We start from the raw sequence: 17,292 nt of genomic DNA, 5'->3' as shown, positions 1-17,292 counted from the left end.
ATGAAACTACTCATAGTTGAAGACGATCTGTTATTGCAGGAAGGGCTGGCTCTGGCGCTGGCCAATGAAGGATATGCCCTCGACTGCGCCGCCACGGCGGCTGAGGCGGATGCCCTGATCCAGAGCGGCGAATACAGTCTGGTGATCCTCGATTTAGGCTTACCGGATAAAGACGGCGCTACGCAGCTAAGCCAGTGGCGCCGCCGGGGTATCGCCAATCCAGTATTGATCCTGACGGCACGTGATGCCATTGAAGATCGTATCAACGGCCTCGATTCTGGCGCTGATGATTACCTGGTGAAACCGTTTGCCCTTGCGGAGCTTCAGGCGCGGGTACGGGCGTTGATTCGTCGTTATCAGGGACACAGCGATAACTTACTGACCGACGGCGATATTACGCTGAATCTGCAAACCCAGCAGGTGCTGTGCCAGTCCCTGCCGGTTGAAGTAACCCCTAAAGAGTTCGCGCTGCTGACGCGCCTGATTATGCGCAGCGGACAAACGGTACACCGCGAAACCCTGCAGCAGGATATTTACTCCTGGCAGGACGATCCGGGCTCAAATACCCTCGAAGTGCATATTCACAATCTGCGTCGCAAACTGGGTAAAGACCGGATTAAAACTGTCCGTGGCGTAGGCTATCGTCTGGAGAGCCAGAAATGAACAGCATGCGTCGGCGATTAATGGTTCTGCTGGCGGTCATTCTGTTATTTTTCCAGCTGATAAGCGTGATCTGGCTCTGGCATGAAAGCCGTGAACAGATTGGTTTTCTGGTCAACGAAACGCTCTCGGCGAAATCGCGCAATAATCATGTCGAGAAAGAGATCCGTGAAGCGATTGCCTCGCTGCTGGTTCCCTCTCTGGTGATGGTCGGTTTTACGCTGTGCTTCTCATTCTGGGCGGTCACCTGGATAACCCGGCCGCTGAATCAACTGCGCGTCAGCCTGGCGAACCGCTCGGCGGATAACTTAACCCCACTCCCTGTCTATTCCGACATGGAAGAAATTGGTGCCGTCACAACCTCGCTCAACCAGCTCCTCGCCCGTTTGGATCACACCATTCAACAGGAACGTCTCTTCACCGCGGACGCCGCTCACGAGCTGCGAACGCCGCTTGCGGGGATCAGACTGCATCTGGAACTGATGGCGCAGTCCGGCTCTCCACAGGCCACGACGTTAATTACCCGTATCGATCAGCTGATGCACACGGTTGAGCAACTGCTGATGTTGTCCCGTGCCGGACAGGCGATGGCGAGCGGTCACTATGAAACCGTCAACTGGACAGACGATATCATCATGCCGCTCGGTCTTGGGCATGAAGCCAAAGAGCATACGGTGATATGGCCGGACAAAAGTCCGCTCACGGTGCAGGGTGATGCGGTACTTCTGCGTTTGATGCTGCGCAATCTGCTTGAGAACGCCGGGCGCTACAGTCCGTCAGGCACAACGATTCGCGTGACTCTGGCCGACGTTGACGGGGGGACACAGGTCAGCGTTATCGATCAGGGGCCGGGGATAGATGAAGCGCACCGCCAGTTGATTACTGAACCGTTCCGTCGTCTTGACCAGCGCTACGGTGGCAGCGGCCTGGGGCTGAGCATTGTGCAACGTATCGTGCAGCTCCACCACGGCAAGCTGACGCTGGAGAATGGTGCTGAGGGCGGCTTAATCGCCAGCTGCTGGTTGCCGTCCAGCCTGCAATAAAAAAGCCCCCTTCCGGGGGCTTTAAACTGCGATTAGTGCTTGTAGATGAACTCGACACCTTCTTCGTCGTCTTCATCCCAGTCGTCGTCCCAGTCTTCTTCCTCTTCCACTTCCAGCTCTTCGAGCTGTTGGCGGTGGTAGTCATCCCACATGAATTCGACTTTTTCTGGCTGTTTCGCTTCTTCAGCCTGAACAACCGGGTTCTCGATGATAAAGGTCATCACATCCCAGCACAGATCTTTCACGCCAACCTGGCTTGCCGCGGAGATCAGGTAGTATTTATCTTCCCAGCCCATCGCTTCAGCAATGGCTTTCGCTTTCGCTTCCGCTTCGGCTTTATCCATCAGATCGATCTTGTTAAAGACCAGCCAGCGTGGCTTGTTCGCCAGTTTTTCGCTGTATTTTTCCAGCTCGCCGATAATGATGCGGGCATTTTCTACCGGATCGGAACCGTCGATTGGATCGATATCGATGAGATGCAGCAGTACGCGGCAGCGCTCAAGGTGTTTCAGGAAGCGGATACCCAGACCGGCACCTTCTGCAGCACCTTCAATCAGACCCGGGATATCAGCAACCACAAAGCTCTTCTCGTTATCCATACGGACAACGCCCAGGCTTGGTACCAGCGTGGTAAACGGATAATCCGCCACTTTTGGCTTGGCTGCAGAGACCGCGCGAATAAACGTCGATTTACCGGCGTTTGGCATACCCAGCATCCCGACATCGGCCAGAAGCATCAGCTCCAGCTGCAGATCGCGCTTGTCACCCGGCGTACCCATCGTTTTCTGACGCGGGGTACGGTTTACGGACGATTTGAAACGGCTGTTACCCAGACCGTGCCAGCCGCCTTTCGCCACCATCAGACGCTGACCGTGTTTGGTCATATCGCCCATGGTTTCGCCCGTCCCCTGGTCAATCACACGCGTACCGACCGGAACCTTAATGGTCACGTCTTTACCGCGTTTGCCCGTACAGTCACGGCTTTGACCGTTCTGACCACGCTCAGCGCGGAAGGATTTTTCGAAACGGTAGTCGATCAGCGTGTTGAGGTTCTCATCCGCCTCCAGCCACACGTCACCGCCGTCCCCACCGTCACCGCCGTCAGGACCGCCACGTGGAATATATTTCTCACGGCGGAAGCTCACGCAACCATTGCCGCCATCACCTGCCACGACCAGGATTGTCGCTTCATCAACAAACTTCATTTTACTCTCCGTAACTCATTCGCCTGAGCGGGGGACTACTACGACCGCTTCATTTTTGCGCCAACGCCCCCAAAGACGATGACCAATGGCGGAATACATCGCGCCCGCAACCACGACAAACGCACCGAGATAGCCCAACATGTTGAGCATCGGTCTGACGAAGACATCGGGCCAGGCCATTGATAACAAATCTGAAAATAACAGCGTAAACAGCGGGGTAAGCGTAATGAGTGCGCTCACCTGTGCTGCCTGCCAGCGCGCCATCGCTTCGGCCAGCGCGCCATAACCGACCAGCGTGTTCAGCCCACAAAAAATGAGGCACGCCAGTTGCCAGTCGCTAAGCTGGGTAATCACACCCGGTTTTGCTAACGGCAATAATGCTATTGTACACAAAGTGTACAGCAAAAAGAGGATCTGCTGTGAGGCCAAACGACGCAATAACACCTTTTGCGCGACGCCATAACTCACCCAAACCGTTGCTGCTCCCACTCCGAAGATCACACCCCAGGTGTAATCCGTCAGTCGGGTAAAAATCTCTATCAGACTGGTGTTGAAGAACATCACCAGACCACAGAGCAACATGCTCGCCCCGATAATTTGCGTGCCACGCATCTTCTCCTTGAGGATAAAGACGCTGGCGACCATCATGCCGACCGGTGAAAGCTGACCAATCACCTGCGACGCCGTGGGGCTAAGATACTGCAGGGAAGAACTGAACAGTATGAAGTTACCGAACAAGCCACCCGTCGCGATAGCCAGCAACACCAGCCAGCGCGGTTTACGGAAGATACGCAACGGCGGAAGCTTACCTTTGATCGCGAGGATGGCCCCAAGGCCGATACTTGCCATCAGAAAGCGATAAAATACCACCGTTGGCGGCTCCATCACTTCCAGTACCTGCTTCATTGCAATTGGCAGCGCACCCCAGCACATTGCGGTCGTGAGCGCCAAAAGAATACCAATGCCGGCCTGCTGCTTCATGCCCGTTTTCCCTACAGAAAAAATTACCGGGTTTCCAATGTAAAAAGCCCCGCAACAGGTTGCGGGGCTTTAATCCGTTACCGGACCGAGAAAACCTTACTCAGCAACGATGCTGATGTATTTACGGTTGTTCGGGCCTTTAACTTCAAATTTCACTTTACCGTCTGCTTTAGCAAACAGAGTGTGGTCACGACCGCAACCTACGTTGTTGCCAGCGTGGAATTTGGTGCCACGTTGACGAACAATGATGCTACCCGCCAGAACGGATTCGCCACCGAAACGCTTAACGCCCAGGCGTTTAGCTTCTGAATCGCGACCGTTACGTGTGGAGCCGCCAGCCTTTTTATGTGCCATTTAAATCTCTCCTCAGGTCTTAGGCGCTGATGCCAGTAATTTTCACATCAGTGAACCACTGACGGTGGCCCTGCTGCTTACGGTAGTGTTTACGACGACGAAACTTAACGATTTTAACTTTCTCGCCACGACCGTGAGCAACAACTTCAGCTTTGATAACGCCGCCATCAACGAAAGGAACGCCGATTTTGACTTCTTCACCGTTTGCGATCATCAGAACTTCTGCGAACTCAACAGATTCGCCAGTTGCGATGTCCAGCTTTTCCAGGCGAACGGTCTGACCTTCGCTTACTCGGTGTTGTTTACCACCACTTTGGAAAACCGCGTACATATAAACTCCGCTTCCGCGCACATCCTCGTATGAATCAGAGTGCGCTATAAATATTCACAATAGGGCGCGAATATTACGCAAAACGCGAGCCTTTGACAAGTGCTACCATCAATACATGAAGAAAAAAAACACAACGCGTAAGGTAACGTTTATCTGAGCCGTTTTTTCAGTACAATCAGCACTACTATTGATAAACCTAACCCTTCGTTACCCCATTGAAGATGGGATAAACAGGATAAAAAGCCCGGCTTTTGCGATGAATTTAGAAAAAATCAACGAGTTAACCGCGCAAGATATGGCGGGTGTGAATGCAGCAATCCTGGAGCAACTCAATTCTGACGTTCAGCTGATCAATCAGTTGGGCTATTACATCGTCAGCGGCGGCGGTAAACGCATTCGCCCGATGATTGCCATCCTGGCTGCCCGAGCCGTCGGCTATCAGGGAAATGCTCACGTCACGATCGCGGCACTGATCGAATTTATTCACACTGCGACGCTTCTTCATGATGATGTTGTGGATGAATCAGACATGCGCCGGGGTAAAGCCACCGCCAACGCCGCCTTTGGCAATGCTGCCAGCGTCCTGGTGGGGGATTTTATCTATACCCGTGCCTTCCAGATGATGACCAGCCTGGGTTCGCTGAAAGTGCTGGAGGTCATGTCTGAAGCCGTTAACGTGATTGCTGAAGGCGAAGTGCTTCAGCTGATGAACGTCAACGACCCTGACATCACCGAAGAAAACTACATGCGCGTGATTTACAGCAAAACTGCGCGCCTGTTTGAAGCGGCTGCACAGTGTTCCGGCATTCTGGCTGGCTGTAGCGAAGCCCAGGAAAAAGGGCTGCAGGACTATGGCCGTTATCTGGGTACCGCATTCCAGCTGATTGATGATTTGCTGGATTACAGTGCAGACGGCGAAACGCTCGGCAAAAACGTGGGTGATGACCTGAACGAAGGCAAACCGACGCTGCCGCTACTCCATGCGATGCGCAACGGGTCAGCCGACCAGGCGAAAATGATCCGTGAAGCGATCGAGCAGGGAAATGGTCGTCATCTTCTGGAACCCGTGCTGGAAACAATGGCCGTTTGCGGATCGCTGGACTGGACGCGTCAGCGTGCCGAAGAAGAGGCGGATAAAGCCATCGCTGCACTTCAGGTCATCCCGGACAGCCCATGGCGCGATGCGCTTATTGGTCTTGCCCATATCGCCGTTCAGCGCGACCGTTAATCCTGCTCTCCCCTCCCCGCGGCCCTCGCGGGGAGATTCCAGTACACACCTGTATATTCCTCTTTCACGTAAACGCACCGGTTTACAGACCGCATGAATAAAGCTATGCCTTATTCTGAATATCCCTACCAGTAACGCGAACTTTTTAGAACAAGAAATTGAAATGGGTATAGTAAGGCCAGTCGTTTCAGACGAAATGGCGTAAGTGAATCCGAACTTAAGGACAGCGTTATGGATACGAAATTTATCGACTGGCACACAGCAGATATCATTGCGGCACTGCGCAAAAAAGGCACATCACTGGCTGCGGAATCTCGCCGCCATGGCCTGAGTTCTTCAACCCTGGCAAATGCCCTGACGCGCCCCTGGCCGAAGGGAGAATTGATCATTGCGACGGCGCTGGATACGCATCCGTGGGTGATCTGGCCTTCGCGTTACCACGATCCCATTACCCATGAATTTATCGACAGATCGCGCATGATCCGCCAGAGGAAAGTGAAGAAAGACCCGCAGGAATAGCGGTTTTTTTGACAGGAACAGCAACCCCCCGGTCATTTCTGGCAGGGGGCTGCCGGAACGATTACTCGCCCTTCACACGCTCGATATTCGCACCCAACGCGCGCAGTTTATCTTCGATACGTTCATAGCCACGATCGATGTGATAAATACGATCAACGACCGTCGTCCCTTCCGCAATACAACCCGCCAGCACCAGGCTTGCAGATGCACGCAGATCGGTTGCCATCACCTGAGCACCAGACAGTTTCTCAACGCCGTGGCAAATCACGGTATTACTCTCGATCTCAGCATGTGCGCCCATACGGATCAGTTCCGGTACGTGCATAAAGCGGTTTTCAAAGATGGTCTCGGTAATGAACCCCGTCCCTTCCGCCACCAGGTTTAACAGGGTGAACTGCGCCTGCATATCGGTCGGGAAAGCAGGATGCGGAGCTGTACGCACGTTTACCGCTTTTGGACGATTGCCGTGCATGTCCAGGCTGATCCAGTCTTCACCGATTTCGATATCAGCGCCTGCGTCACGCAGTTTCGCCAGCACCGCATCCAGGGTATCTGGCTGCGCGTTGCGGCAGGTAATTTTCCCGCCTGAAATCGCGGCAGCAACCAGGAACGTCCCGGTTTCGATACGGTCTGGCAGGACGCGATACACGCCGCCGCCCAGACGCTCAACGCCTTCGATGGTGATACGGTCGGTGCCCTGGCCGGTGATCTTCGCACCCAGCGCCACGAGGAAGTTCGCGGTATCCACAATCTCCGGTTCACGCGCGGCGTTTTCGATGATGGTAGTACCTTCTGCCAGCGTTGCCGCAGACATGATGGTGACGGTGGCACCAACGCTCACTTTGTCCATGACAATGTGCGCGCCTTTCAGGCGGCCATTCACAGACGCTTTAACATAACCTTCTTCGAGTTTGATCTCGGCGCCCAGTTTCTCCAGGCCAAAGATGTGCAGGTCAACCGGACGTGCACCGATTGCGCAGCCACCCGGCAGGGAAACCTGACCCTGACCAAAACGTGCCACCAGCGGGCCAAGCGCCCAGATGGATGCACGCATGGTTTTCACCAGATCGTAAGGTGCAGAGAAGTTGTTTACATTGCTGGCGTCGATCCAGACGGAACCGTTACGCTCAACTTTGGTGCCCAGCTGGCTGAGCAACTTCATGGTGGTGTCGATATCTTTCAGCTTCGGTACGTTCTGAATTTCTACCGGCTCTTCCGCGAGCAGCGCAGCAAAGAGGATGGGCAGCGCGGCATTTTTTGCGCCAGAAATTGTGACTTCGCCCTGGAGACGCGTTGGCCCCTGTACACGAAATTTATCCATTGTGTGCTCTCTTATAAATTCAACCGTGCTGCGGGCGTGTCGCCCACAACTCAAAAACCGTTTAGTTTGCGATCGCGTGCCCACTCTTGAGGGGTGAACGCTTTAATCGACAGGGCGTGGATGCGGTTATCCGCAATGTATTCCATCAGCGGCGCGTATACAGCCTGCTGTTTCTTCACACGGCTCATACCGTCGAACATCTCACCCACAGCAATAACCTGGAAGTGACTGCCATCGCCAGTGACGTGGGCTTCCTGAAGGGAGAGTGCATTCATCAGCACTGTCTGGATTTCATGATTTTCCATGGGTTCTTAATCATCTGATAGTGAAAACAAGCCCAACATCTTAGAGCAAAGTGGCGTCGTCTTAAACAAGCAAAAAGCCCCGACGATGAATCTGTCAGGGCTTTCAGAAGTAACGCACTGAAAATATTAACGAGGCAGTACGTCCTGAGGGAGATTATAGAGCTGGGCCAGGGTGACCACATTATCGCTCGCCGCGTGCAGCGTAACGCTTGTCCCCTGCTTTTTCCCCACGGCAACAAGATGGGCCAGCAGCGCGACGCCTGCCGTGTCCACCCGTGAAATGCCGCTCAGATCGATAACCGTCACGCCCTGCATCGCTTCAAAACGTTTGTCCCAGAGCGGGTTCAGCAGATCCTGGTCGAGTTCACCCGTCAGCTTCAACGTCTCACCCTCACGCGACCAGCTCAGTTGATCCGACATTACTTCTTCTCGTCCAGAGAGATTTTCTGACGCGAGATAGACTGCAGCTGTGCGGTCAGGCCATCAATGCCTTTGGTGCGCAGCAGGTCACTCCACTCGTTCTGTTTAGTGGTGATCATGCTCACCCCTTCCGCAATCATGTCATAGGCCTGCCAGTGACCGGTCTGGCTGTTTTTACGCCACTGGAAGTCCAGGCGTACTGGCGGACGGCCGTTAGGATCGATAATCGTTACGCGGATAGGAATGATAGTCGCGTCGCCCAGCGGCTGCTCTGGCGCAATCTGATAGGTCTGACCGTGATACATCGCCAGTGCCTGACCGTAAGCCTGTTTCAGGTATTCACGGAACGCGGCAAAATAGGCGTCGCGCTGCGCCGGGGTCGCGTCTTTGTAATAACGGCCCAGAACCAGCGCACCCGCATATTTGATCTGCACGTACGGCAGCAGCTCTTGATCAACCACGTCGCGCAGATAATCAGGATTGGAACGAATTTTCGGCTGTTCGTTTTTAAGCCGGTCGAAGGTCTTCTTCGCAGCCTCATCCATCAGTTTGTACGGGTTACTCTGATCCGCAGCATGCGCCGCGGTGAGAGGGGCAATGACCAGCATGGCAACCATTAACAGTCGTTTAAACATGAATGACTTCTCCTGAAATTAATTCGTCGTGCCTGGTGTCGGTGCGACACTGGCAGGATCTTCGCTCTGCGCCGGGGCAGCGTCGGACTTCTTATCATCTCCTTTACTGTTATAAAGGAACTGACCAATCATATCCTCCAGTACCATCGCGGACTTCGTATCCTGGATTACGCTACCGTCTTTAAGGATAGTCGTTCCCAGCTCCGGGTCTTCAAAACCGACGTTAAGCGCCAGATATTGCTCACCCAACAGGCCGGACGTGCGGATAGAAAGCGAGCTGGTGTCCGGGATATGGTTGTAACGCTCTTCAATATCCATCGACACGCGCGGCAGATAGGTTTTCTCATCAAGCGTAATGTCAGAGACACGTCCGATGACCACCCCGCCTATACGTACCGGCGAGCGCGCCTTCAGCCCGCCGATGTTATCAAAGGTCGCATAAATGCGATAAGTCGGCTCGGTGCGCACAGACGTGATATCCGCCGCTCTCAGGCAGATAAACAGCGCGGCCAGCAACGCCAGTAACAGGAACACGCCGACCCAAATTTCATTTTTTCTCGTTTGCATGAACTCAATTCCCAAACATCAGTGCGGTGAGCACAAAATCCAGACCCAGTACGGCCAGCGACGAATGTACGACAGTACGTGTAGTTGCACGGCTGATGCCCGCCGAGGTCGGGATCGCATCATAGCCATTGAACAAGGCGATCCAGGTAACCGTAATGGCAAATACCACGCTTTTAATCAGACAGTTAACCAGATCCATTCGCAGATCGATGGCGTCCTGCATGGCCGACCAGAAGAAGCCCGCATCGATGCCCTTCCAGTGAACGCCAACCAGCGAGCCGCCCCAGATACCCACGGCGACAAAGAGGATCGTCAGGAGCGGTAAGGAAATCACCCCCGCCCAGAAGCGTGGCGAGATCACGCGACGCAGCGGGTCGACCGCCATCATCTCCATGCTGGAAAGCTGCTCGGTCGCACGCATCAGGCCAATTTCAGCGGTCAATGCCGACCCTGCACGCCCGGCGAACAACAGCGCCGCCACTACCGGCCCCAGTTCACGCAGCAGCGACAGCGCCACCAGCATGCCGAGGCTGGTTTCGGCGCTGTAGGTCGTCAGAACGAGGTAGCCCTGCAGCCCCAGCACCATGCCGATAAACAGACCGGAGACAATGATGATGAGCATCGACAGCACGCCGACATTATAGAGCTGCCGCACCAGTAGCGGTGCATGCTTACGAAATTCCGGCTTGCCGACCAGCGCGTTGAACAACATCAATCCGGCACGCCCGAACGTCCTGATGGTTTTTATGCCACGGTGTCCAAGAGCGGCCAATGCATTTAACAGCATCAGTGGCTTAACTCCCTATTCCCAGTAAATCGTCACGATAGTCGCCCGCCGGATAGCGGAATGGCACAGGCCCATCCGCAATGCCGTCGAGGAACTGCCGTACACGCGGATCGCAGTTTTCCTGCAACGCCTGAGCGCTGCCATGCGCAACGATCCTTTTGTCTGCCACAATGTAGGCATAGTCGGCGATGCTCAACACTTCCGGTACATCGTGAGAAACCACTATACAGGTTACGCCGAGCGCGCTGTTCAGTTCAGAGATGAGCTTCACCAGCACGCCCATCGTGATAGGGTCCTGCCCGACGAACGGTTCGTCGAACATGATTAAATCGGGTTCTAAGGCGATGGCGCGTGCCAGCGCGGCACGACGTGCCATACCGCCGGACAGCTCTGAGGGCATCAGTTTTGCAGCCCCTCGCAGTCCCACGGCTTCAAGCTTCATCATCACCGTACTTTTCAGCAGCTCTGGCGGCAGACGGGTGTGTTCGCGCAGCGGATAGGCCACGTTATCAAAGACATTCATGTCCGTGAACAACGCTCCCGACTGGAAAAGCATACTCATGCGTTTACGAACAGTATACAGGCGCGATCGTGACATCTCGGGGATGTTTTCGCCGTCAAAGAGGATTTCACCGCTATCGGGTGGGATCTGGCCACCAATAAGGCGCAGCAGGGTCGTTTTACCGATCCCGGACGGCCCCATGATGGCAGTGATCTTGCCACGCGGTACGGTCAACGAAATATCATCGAATATCAATCTGTTGGCGCGAGAAAAACTCACACCCCGGACATCAACTAAATTCGCCATAGTTTGGCTCATTTATGGTTCCTTTCTTACCCTGCTCACGTTAAGCATGCAGACTGAATCAGCCCTAAACTCAGCATTTTTACAGAATATTAGCCGTTGAGGTTAGCGAAAGCTGGCATTTGTTTTACTTTTCCGGCGCATAAAGTCAAAATTAGGAATTCGTTACGCCTCAGACTGTATGCAGTCCTGCCATTCCATTCCTGCGCGATGGACCGACGAGTATACCTGAAGAAAGGACTTTTGATGCTTTTAGCAACAGCACTGTTAATAATTGGTTTACTTTTGGTGGTCTACAGTGCTGACCGTTTGGTATTTGCTGCATCTATCCTGTGCCGCCTGACTGGCGTACCGCCTGTCGTCATCGGGATGACCGTGGTCAGTGTCGGAACCTCGCTTCCTGAAATCATCGTCTCTGTCACGGCATCACTGCACGGTCAGTTAGACCTTGCCGTCGGCACCGCGATTGGTTCCAACATCGTCAATATCTTACTGATCCTTGGCCTTGCGGCCCTGCTCCATCCATTTCGCGTGCATTCTGATGTTCTGCGCCGTGAATTGCCGCTAATGTTAATCGTAAGCCTGCTGGCAGGGTGCGTATTTTATGATGGCGTACTGAGCTACGGTGACGGCATTTTCTTGCTGGCGCTGGCCGTTATCTGGCTGCTGTATAGTGTTAAAATCGCCCGTCTGGCAGAAAAACAGGGCCAGGATAGCCTGACGCGAGAGCAGGTCGCCGAACTCCCGCGTGAAGGCACGCTGCCTGTAGCGCTGCTGTGGCTCGGCGTCGCGCTGATCATCATGCCGATGGCCACGCGCATGGTCGTCGATAACGCCACGGTGCTGGCGAACTATTTCGCCATGAGTGAGCTCACCATTGGCCTGACGGTCATTGCCATTGGCACCAGTCTGCCGGAACTGGCCACCGCTATCGCAGGGGCACGTAAAGGTGAAGATGACATTGCCATAGGCAATATTATCGGTTCAAACATTTTTAATATCGCCATCGTGATGGGCCTGCCGGCCCTGATAACGCCCGGGCCTTTTAACCCCCTGGCATTCTCACGCGATTACGGGGTGATGTTGCTGGTCAGCGTCATTTTTGCCCTGCTCTGCTGGCGGCGGCAACGACAGATCGGCAAAGGCGCAGGGGCGCTGCTGACGGGTGGATTTATCGTATGGATGGCGATGCTGTACTGGCTTTCGCCTCTTCTCTCTGGGTAAACGGAAACGCATTATGTCGCAAATAGAATTGCAGCCGGGTTTTGACTTTCAGAAAGCAGGCAAAGAGGTTCTGGAGATTGAACGTGAAGGTCTGGCGCAGTTAGATCAGTACATTAATCAGGATTTTAGTCTGGCATGTGAGAAGATGTTCTACTGTGCCGGTAAAATCGTGGTGATGGGCATGGGCAAGTCCGGTCACATTGGGCGCAAAATGGCAGCAACGTTTGCCAGCACCGGAACCTCTTCCTTCTTTGTACACCCGGGGGAAGCCGCGCACGGCGATCTGGGCATGGTAACGCCGCAGGATATCGTCATCGCGCTGTCGAACTCCGGTGAGTCTAATGAGATCCTGGCGCTGATCCCCGTGCTGAAGCGGCTGCGGGTTCCGCTTATTTGCATGACCAGCCGCCCGGAAAGTAGCATGGCGCGCGCGGCGGATATTCACCTGTGCGTGAAAGTGCCTAAAGAAGCCTGCCCGCTGGGTCTTGCTCCAACGTCCAGCACGACCGCTGCGCTGGTCATGGGCGATGCGCTTGCCGTTGCGTTGCTGGAAGCCCGCGGTTTTACCCCGGAAGATTTCGCGCTTTCCCACCCAGGTGGCGCGCTCGGGCGTAAGCTTCTGCTTCGGGTTAACGATATTATGCACACTGGCGATGAGATCCCTCACGTCAGTAAAGAGGCCTCCCTGCGCGATGCGCTGCTGGAGATCACCCGCAAGAATCTGGGTATGACGGTTGTGTGCGACGACCTGATGAAGATCCAGGGGATCTTCACCGATGGCGACCTGCGCCGCGTGTTCGACATGGGTGTTGATGTTCGCACGCTGGGCATCGCTGATGTGATGACGTCCGGCGGTATCCGTGTTCGTCCGGGCACGCTGGCGGTGGATGTGCTGAACCTGATGCAGTCCCGTCATATCACCTCAGTGATGGTTGCCGATGGCGACCAGTTGCTGGGTGTGGTACATATGCATGATCTGCTGCGCGCAGGCGTAGTGTAATGAAGGATAAGACAATGAGTAATGCGGGTGCATCCCTTGCAACCTGTTATGGTCCGGTCAGTACCCATATGATGGCAAAGGCGGAAAACATTCGCCTGCTCATCCTGGATGTGGATGGGGTACTCTCTGATGGCCTGATTTACATGGGCAATAATGGTGAAGAGCTGAAAGCGTTTAACGTTCGCGATGGCTACGGTATTCGTTGTGCGCTCACATCAGGCATCGACGTTGCCATCATCACCGGTCGGAAAGCTAAACTGGTAGAAGACCGTTGTGAAACGTTAGGCATTACCCATCTGTATCAGGGTCAGTCCGATAAGATGGCGGCGTTCAACGATTTACTGGGTAAACTGGCCGTCGCGCCGGAAAACGTGGCCTATGTCGGGGACGATCTGATTGACTGGCCGGTGATGGCTGAAGTCGGTCTGAGTATCGCCGTGGCCGATGCGCATCCGCTGCTGATCCCGCGCGCTGACTATGTCACCCATATCAACGGTGGCCGTGGTGCCGTACGTGAAGTCTGCGATCTGCTTTTGCTGGCGCAGGGCAAGCTTGATGAGGCCAAAGGGCAATCGATATGAGTAAAACCAGACGTTGGGTTATCATTCTGCTTTCGCTTGTCGCACTGGTATTGATTGGCGTGAACCTTGCCGATCGCGACGATACGCAGACGGAAGTGGTCAATACGAGCGAGCCAACTTATAAAAGCGATCACAGTGACACCGTGGTCTACAGCCCGGAAGGTGCGCTGAACTATCGCCTGATTGCCCAGCATGTTGAATATTTTTCAGATGACGGTATTTCGTGGTTTACCCAGCCTGTCATGACCACGTTTGATAAAGACAAAGTGCCGACGTGGTCGATTAAATCTGACCGGGCAAAACTGACGAATGACCGTATGCTTTATCTGTATGGCCACGTTGAAGTCAACGCCCTGACCGCTGACTCACAACTGCGCAAAATCACGACGGATAATGCACAGATCAACCTCGTGACCCAGGACGTGACGTCGCAGGATCTGGTCACACTGTATGGCACAACATTTAATTCCAGCGGTTTAAGAATGCGCGGGAACTTACGCAGCAAAAACGCCGAGCTGATTGAAAAGGTTAGAACCTCCTATGAAATTCAAAACAAACAAACTCAGCCTTAAAGTAATTATCGCCAGTGCGATGCTGGCGACCAGTCTTCCCGCGCTTGCTGTAACGGGCGATACTGACCAGCCTATCCATATCGAGTCCGACACGCAGTCGCTTGATATGCAAGGCAATGTCGTTACCTTTACCGGTAACGTCGTCATGACCCAGGGCACCATCAAAATCAACGCCGACAAAGTGGTCGTTACCCGTCCCGGTGGCGAGCAAGGCAAAGAGATCATTGATGGCTATGGCAACCCGGCAACCTTCTACCAGATGCAGGATAACGGCAAACCCGTGAAAGGCCGCGCCACGCATATGCACTATGAGCTGGCAAAGGACCTGGTCATCCTGACCGGTAACGCTTATCTGGAACAGCTGGACAGCAACATCACCGGCGACCAGATCACCTATCTGGTGAAAGAGCAAAAAATGCAGGCCTCCAGCGAGAAAGGCAAACGCGTAACCACCGTGCTGGTTCCGTCGCAGCTGCAGGACAAAGGTAAGGGTCAGGCCCCGGCACAGAAGAAGAGTAACTAATTCGTTATGGCAACATTAACTGCAAAAAATCTCGCGAAGGCCTATAAGGGCCGCCGTGTCGTAGAAGATGTCAGTCTGACCGTCAACTCCGGCGAAATTGTAGGCCTGCTTGGCCCTAACGGTGCGGGCAAGACCACAACCTTCTACATGGTCGTTGGCATTGTGTCGCGCGATGCAGGCAACATCGTCATTGATGATGAAGATATCAGTCTTCTGCCGCTGCATGCGCGTGCGCGTCGCGGTATCGGCTATCTGCCGCAGGAAGCCTCCATTTTCCGCCGCCTGAGCGTCTTTGATAACCTGATGGCCGTCCTGCAAATTCGTGACGATCTGACCAGCGAACAGCGTCAGGACCGGGCTAACGAGCTGATGGAAGAGTTCCATATCGAACATCTGCGCGACAGCCTCGGTCAGGCGCTGTCCGGCGGTGAACGCCGTCGCGTTGAGATTGCACGTGCGCTGGCTGCAAACCCGAAATTTATCCTTCTGGATGAACCGTTTGCAGGCGTTGACCCGATCTCCGTTATCGACATTAAACGTATCATTGAGCATCTGCGCGACAGCGGGCTTGGCGTACTGATCACTGACCATAACGTCCGTGAAACGCTGGCCGTGTGCGAACGCGCATACATCGTGAGCCAGGGCAATCTGATCGCCCACGGTACGCCGCAGCAGATCCTCGAAGATGATCATGTTAAGCGTGTCTACCTTGGGGAAGACTTCAGACTCTGATAGGGTAGAGGTAATGTAACGCCGAACCGGAGAAAAATGCTCTGAACATGAAGCAAGGTTTGCAATTACGGCTCAGCCAACAACTGGCGATGACGCCGCAGCTACAGCAGGCGATTCGCCTGTTGCAACTGTCCACCTTAGAACTCCAGCAGGAGCTCCAGCAAGCGCTGGATAGCAATCCGTTGCTGGAGCAAGCCGATCTTCATGAAGAGGTAGATACCCAGCAGTCGCAGGATACTGAAGCACTCGACACCGCCGATGCGCTCGAACAAAAAGAGATGCCGGACGAGCTTCCGCTGGATGCCAGCTGGGATGAAATCTACACCGCCGGAACCCCTTCCGGTACGCGTGCAGACTACCAGGACGATGAGCTACCGGTTTATCAGGGTGAAACTACCCAGTCACTGCAGGATTACCTGATGTGGCAGGTGGAACTTACCCCCTTCTCCGATACCGACCGCGCGATAGCGACATCCATTGTCGATGCCGTGGATGACACCGGTTATCTGACCGTCACGCTGGACGAAATTCTGGAAAGCATGGGTGACGAAGAGATTGAACTCGAGGAGATAGAAGCCGTTTTGAAGCGCATTCAGCGTTTCGATCCGGTTGGGGTGGCCGCAAAAGATCTGCGCGACTGCCTGCTTATCCAACTTTCTCAGTTCAGTAAAGAGACGCCATGGCTTGATGAAGCCCGCTTGATCATCAGCGACCATCTGGATCTTCTGGCCAACCACGATTTCCGCAGCCTGATGCGCGTCACGCGCCTGAAAGAAGAGGTGCTGAAAGAGGCGGTCAATCTGATTCAGTCCCTCGATCCGCGCCCCGGTCAGTCCATTCAGACCAGCGAACCCGAGTACGTCATCCCGGATGTGCTGGTCAGAAAACACAATGACCGCTGGGTCGTTGAACTGAACTCAGACAGCATCCCTCGCCTGCAAATCAACCAGCAGTATGCCTCCATGTGCACCAGCGTGCGTAACGACTCCGATAATCAATACATTCGTAGCAATTTGCAGGAAGCGCGATGGTTGATCAAAAGTCTGGAGAGCCGAAATGATACGCTGCTCCGCGTAAGCCGCTGTATTGTCGAACAGCAGCAGGCGTTCTTTGAGCAGGGCGAAGAGTATATGAAACCGATGGTGCTGGCGGATATCGCCCAGGCCGTCGAGATGCATGAATCAACCATTTCCCGCGTGACCACGCAGAAGTATCTGCACAGCCCACGCGGTATTTTTGAGCTTAAGTATTTCTTCTCCAGCCATGTGAATACCGAGGGCGGCGGTGAAGCGTCGTCAACGGCCATTCGCGCCCTGGTGAAGAAGTTGATCGCCGCGGAGAACCCCGCGAAGCCACTGAGCGACAGTAAGTTAACCACCATACTGTCCGACCAGGGTATTATGGTGGCACGCCGAACTGTTGCGAAGTATCGAGAGTCTTTATCCATTCCGCCGTCTAACCAGCGTAAACAGCTGGTCTGACACAACCGATAAGGAAGA

The 17,292-nt window shown here is 54.3% G+C and carries 22 protein-coding genes; 11 read left to right on the top strand and 11 right to left on the bottom strand.

Annotated elements, in window-relative coordinates; translation table 11 throughout:
* Together pmrA and pmrB are read left to right on the top strand one after the other, a co-directional pair.
* Complete coding sequence (gene pmrA, locus BH714_RS19880; protein WP_014171795.1) at positions 1–663, top strand: two-component system response regulator PmrA; 663 nt, start codon at positions 1–3, stop codon at positions 661–663.
* Complete coding sequence (pmrB, locus tag BH714_RS19875) at positions 660–1,703, top strand: two-component system sensor histidine kinase PmrB (protein ID WP_020883533.1); 1,044 nt, start codon at positions 660–662, stop codon at positions 1,701–1,703. Before pmrA ends, pmrB begins: the two co-directional genes overlap by 4 nt.
* Positions 1,704–1,735: 32 nt before the next feature.
* Here pmrB and cgtA read toward each other — a convergent pair whose 3' ends face one another.
* The 4 genes from cgtA to rplU all read right to left on the bottom strand — a co-directional run bounded on the left by cgtA (position 1,736) and on the right by rplU (position 4,574).
* The gene (cgtA, locus tag BH714_RS19870; RefSeq protein ID WP_014171797.1) at positions 1,736–2,908 is read right to left on the bottom strand and encodes an Obg family GTPase CgtA; all 1,173 of its coding nucleotides are present in this window, start codon (positions 2,906–2,908) and stop codon (positions 1,736–1,738) included.
* 15 nt (positions 2,909–2,923) lie between these two features.
* Positions 2,924–3,889 carry a DMT family transporter gene (locus BH714_RS19865; RefSeq protein ID WP_014171799.1) on the bottom strand — a complete coding sequence of 322 codons (966 nt, stop codon included), beginning with the start codon at positions 3,887–3,889 and terminating at the stop codon, positions 2,924–2,926.
* A 96-nt stretch (positions 3,890–3,985) separates the two neighbouring features.
* Positions 3,986–4,243 carry a 50S ribosomal protein L27 gene (gene rpmA, locus BH714_RS19860; RefSeq protein WP_004385076.1) on the bottom strand — a complete coding sequence of 86 codons (258 nt, stop codon included), beginning with the start codon at positions 4,241–4,243 and terminating at the stop codon, positions 3,986–3,988.
* A 19-nt stretch (positions 4,244–4,262) separates the two neighbouring features.
* Complete coding sequence (gene rplU, locus BH714_RS19855; RefSeq protein ID WP_003025032.1) at positions 4,263–4,574, bottom strand: 50S ribosomal protein L21; 312 nt, start codon at positions 4,572–4,574, stop codon at positions 4,263–4,265.
* 256 nt (positions 4,575–4,830) lie between these two features.
* On the opposite strand from rplU, the gene ispB reads away from it, so the two are divergent.
* Entirely contained in the window at positions 4,831–5,802 is a 972-nt protein-coding gene (ispB, locus tag BH714_RS19850) for an octaprenyl diphosphate synthase (protein ID WP_040018745.1), read from the top strand.
* 231 nt (positions 5,803–6,033) lie between these two features.
* Positions 6,034–6,321 carry a DNA-binding transcriptional regulator SfsB gene (gene sfsB / locus BH714_RS19845; protein ID WP_014171802.1) on the top strand — a complete coding sequence of 96 codons (288 nt, stop codon included), beginning with the start codon at positions 6,034–6,036 and terminating at the stop codon, positions 6,319–6,321.
* A gap of 61 nt (positions 6,322–6,382) precedes the next feature.
* Here the strand turns inward: sfsB and murA are convergent, their stop codons facing one another.
* The 7 genes from murA to mlaF form a co-directional block, all read right to left on the bottom strand.
* On the bottom strand, positions 6,383–7,642 hold the full coding sequence (murA, locus tag BH714_RS19840) for a UDP-N-acetylglucosamine 1-carboxyvinyltransferase (protein WP_020883531.1): 1,260 nt from the start codon (positions 7,640–7,642) through the stop codon (positions 6,383–6,385).
* Between the two features lie 50 nt (positions 7,643–7,692).
* Entirely contained in the window at positions 7,693–7,947 is a 255-nt protein-coding gene (gene ibaG / locus BH714_RS19835; protein ID WP_008501458.1) for a BolA family iron metabolism protein IbaG, read from the bottom strand.
* A gap of 126 nt (positions 7,948–8,073) precedes the next feature.
* Positions 8,074–8,367 carry a lipid asymmetry maintenance protein MlaB gene (gene mlaB / locus BH714_RS19830; protein WP_014171806.1) on the bottom strand — a complete coding sequence of 98 codons (294 nt, stop codon included), beginning with the start codon at positions 8,365–8,367 and terminating at the stop codon, positions 8,074–8,076.
* Entirely contained in the window at positions 8,367–9,002 is a 636-nt protein-coding gene (gene mlaC, locus BH714_RS19825; RefSeq protein WP_014171807.1) for a phospholipid-binding protein MlaC, read from the bottom strand. The genes mlaB and mlaC overlap by 1 nt, the downstream gene beginning before the upstream one ends.
* Before the next feature lie 18 nt (positions 9,003–9,020).
* The gene (gene mlaD / locus BH714_RS19820; protein ID WP_025202923.1) at positions 9,021–9,569 is read right to left on the bottom strand and encodes an outer membrane lipid asymmetry maintenance protein MlaD; all 549 of its coding nucleotides are present in this window, start codon (positions 9,567–9,569) and stop codon (positions 9,021–9,023) included.
* A 4-nt stretch (positions 9,570–9,573) separates the two neighbouring features.
* Positions 9,574–10,356 carry a lipid asymmetry maintenance ABC transporter permease subunit MlaE gene (mlaE, locus tag BH714_RS19815; RefSeq protein WP_010436044.1) on the bottom strand — a complete coding sequence of 261 codons (783 nt, stop codon included), beginning with the start codon at positions 10,354–10,356 and terminating at the stop codon, positions 9,574–9,576.
* A gap of 7 nt (positions 10,357–10,363) precedes the next feature.
* Positions 10,364–11,176, bottom strand: a complete 813-nt coding sequence (gene mlaF / locus BH714_RS19810) for a phospholipid ABC transporter ATP-binding protein MlaF (protein ID WP_014171809.1) — start codon at positions 11,174–11,176, stop codon at positions 10,364–10,366.
* A gap of 231 nt (positions 11,177–11,407) precedes the next feature.
* Here mlaF and BH714_RS19805 point away from each other — a divergent pair, with 231 nt between their 5' ends.
* From BH714_RS19805 to rpoN, 7 genes are read left to right on the top strand one after another with little or no spacing between them, the layout of a single operon-like run.
* The gene (locus BH714_RS19805) at positions 11,408–12,385 is read left to right on the top strand and encodes a calcium/sodium antiporter (protein WP_020883528.1); all 978 of its coding nucleotides are present in this window, start codon (positions 11,408–11,410) and stop codon (positions 12,383–12,385) included.
* A gap of 13 nt (positions 12,386–12,398) precedes the next feature.
* The gene (kdsD, locus tag BH714_RS19800; RefSeq protein ID WP_040018741.1) at positions 12,399–13,385 is read left to right on the top strand and encodes an arabinose-5-phosphate isomerase KdsD; all 987 of its coding nucleotides are present in this window, start codon (positions 12,399–12,401) and stop codon (positions 13,383–13,385) included.
* Positions 13,386–13,399: 14 nt separating this feature from the next.
* The gene (kdsC, locus tag BH714_RS19795; RefSeq protein ID WP_014171813.1) at positions 13,400–13,966 is read left to right on the top strand and encodes a 3-deoxy-manno-octulosonate-8-phosphatase KdsC; all 567 of its coding nucleotides are present in this window, start codon (positions 13,400–13,402) and stop codon (positions 13,964–13,966) included.
* Positions 13,963–14,538, top strand: coding sequence for an LPS export ABC transporter periplasmic protein LptC (lptC, locus tag BH714_RS19790; RefSeq protein WP_014171814.1), 576 nt, complete (start codon positions 13,963–13,965; stop codon positions 14,536–14,538). Before kdsC ends, lptC begins: the two co-directional genes overlap by 4 nt.
* Entirely contained in the window at positions 14,507–15,061 is a 555-nt protein-coding gene (lptA, locus tag BH714_RS19785; RefSeq protein WP_020883526.1) for a lipopolysaccharide ABC transporter substrate-binding protein LptA, read from the top strand. Before lptC ends, lptA begins: the two co-directional genes overlap by 32 nt.
* A 6-nt stretch (positions 15,062–15,067) precedes the next feature.
* The gene (gene lptB, locus BH714_RS19780) at positions 15,068–15,793 is read left to right on the top strand and encodes an LPS export ABC transporter ATP-binding protein (protein WP_014171816.1); all 726 of its coding nucleotides are present in this window, start codon (positions 15,068–15,070) and stop codon (positions 15,791–15,793) included.
* Between the two features lie 47 nt (positions 15,794–15,840).
* Positions 15,841–17,274, top strand: coding sequence for an RNA polymerase factor sigma-54 (gene rpoN / locus BH714_RS19775; RefSeq protein WP_014171817.1), 1,434 nt, complete (start codon positions 15,841–15,843; stop codon positions 17,272–17,274).
* The last annotated feature ends 18 nt before the right edge of the window (positions 17,275–17,292 follow it).

Origin of the sequence: Enterobacter ludwigii, assembly GCF_001750725.1 — a bacterium.
GTDB lineage: Bacteria > Pseudomonadota > Gammaproteobacteria > Enterobacterales > Enterobacteriaceae > Enterobacter > Enterobacter ludwigii.
Note: the sequence above shows the minus strand (reverse complement) of the source record. Positions and strands in the feature narration are given on the sequence as shown.

Bases quoted from the DNA above. Each gene is read 5' to 3' on its own strand.
- pmrA (WP_014171795.1), top strand. From the start codon at position 1: ATGAAACTACTCATAGTTGAAGACGATCTGTTATTGCAGGAAGGGCTG.
- pmrB (WP_020883533.1), top strand. From the start codon at position 660: ATGAACAGCATGCGTCGGCGATTAATGGTTCTGCTGGCGGTCATTCTG.
- cgtA (WP_014171797.1), bottom strand. From the start codon at position 2,908: ATGAAGTTTGTTGATGAAGCGACAATCCTGGTCGTGGCAGGTGATGGC.
- BH714_RS19865 (WP_014171799.1), bottom strand. From the start codon at position 3,889: ATGAAGCAGCAGGCCGGCATTGGTATTCTTTTGGCGCTCACGACCGCA.
- rpmA (WP_004385076.1), bottom strand. From the start codon at position 4,243: ATGGCACATAAAAAGGCTGGCGGCTCCACACGTAACGGTCGCGATTCA.
- rplU (WP_003025032.1), bottom strand. From the start codon at position 4,574: ATGTACGCGGTTTTCCAAAGTGGTGGTAAACAACACCGAGTAAGCGAA.
- ispB (WP_040018745.1), top strand. From the start codon at position 4,831: ATGAATTTAGAAAAAATCAACGAGTTAACCGCGCAAGATATGGCGGGT.
- sfsB (WP_014171802.1), top strand. From the start codon at position 6,034: ATGGATACGAAATTTATCGACTGGCACACAGCAGATATCATTGCGGCA.
- murA (WP_020883531.1), bottom strand. From the start codon at position 7,642: ATGGATAAATTTCGTGTACAGGGGCCAACGCGTCTCCAGGGCGAAGTC.
- ibaG (WP_008501458.1), bottom strand. From the start codon at position 7,947: ATGGAAAATCATGAAATCCAGACAGTGCTGATGAATGCACTCTCCCTT.
- mlaB (WP_014171806.1), bottom strand. From the start codon at position 8,367: ATGTCGGATCAACTGAGCTGGTCGCGTGAGGGTGAGACGTTGAAGCTG.
- mlaC (WP_014171807.1), bottom strand. From the start codon at position 9,002: ATGTTTAAACGACTGTTAATGGTTGCCATGCTGGTCATTGCCCCTCTC.
- mlaD (WP_025202923.1), bottom strand. From the start codon at position 9,569: ATGCAAACGAGAAAAAATGAAATTTGGGTCGGCGTGTTCCTGTTACTG.
- mlaE (WP_010436044.1), bottom strand. From the start codon at position 10,356: ATGCTGTTAAATGCATTGGCCGCTCTTGGACACCGTGGCATAAAAACC.
- mlaF (WP_014171809.1), bottom strand. From the start codon at position 11,176: ATGAGCCAAACTATGGCGAATTTAGTTGATGTCCGGGGTGTGAGTTTT.
- BH714_RS19805 (WP_020883528.1), top strand. From the start codon at position 11,408: ATGCTTTTAGCAACAGCACTGTTAATAATTGGTTTACTTTTGGTGGTC.
- kdsD (WP_040018741.1), top strand. From the start codon at position 12,399: ATGTCGCAAATAGAATTGCAGCCGGGTTTTGACTTTCAGAAAGCAGGC.
- kdsC (WP_014171813.1), top strand. From the start codon at position 13,400: ATGAGTAATGCGGGTGCATCCCTTGCAACCTGTTATGGTCCGGTCAGT.
- lptC (WP_014171814.1), top strand. From the start codon at position 13,963: ATGAGTAAAACCAGACGTTGGGTTATCATTCTGCTTTCGCTTGTCGCA.
- lptA (WP_020883526.1), top strand. From the start codon at position 14,507: ATGAAATTCAAAACAAACAAACTCAGCCTTAAAGTAATTATCGCCAGT.
- lptB (WP_014171816.1), top strand. From the start codon at position 15,068: ATGGCAACATTAACTGCAAAAAATCTCGCGAAGGCCTATAAGGGCCGC.
- rpoN (WP_014171817.1), top strand. From the start codon at position 15,841: ATGAAGCAAGGTTTGCAATTACGGCTCAGCCAACAACTGGCGATGACG.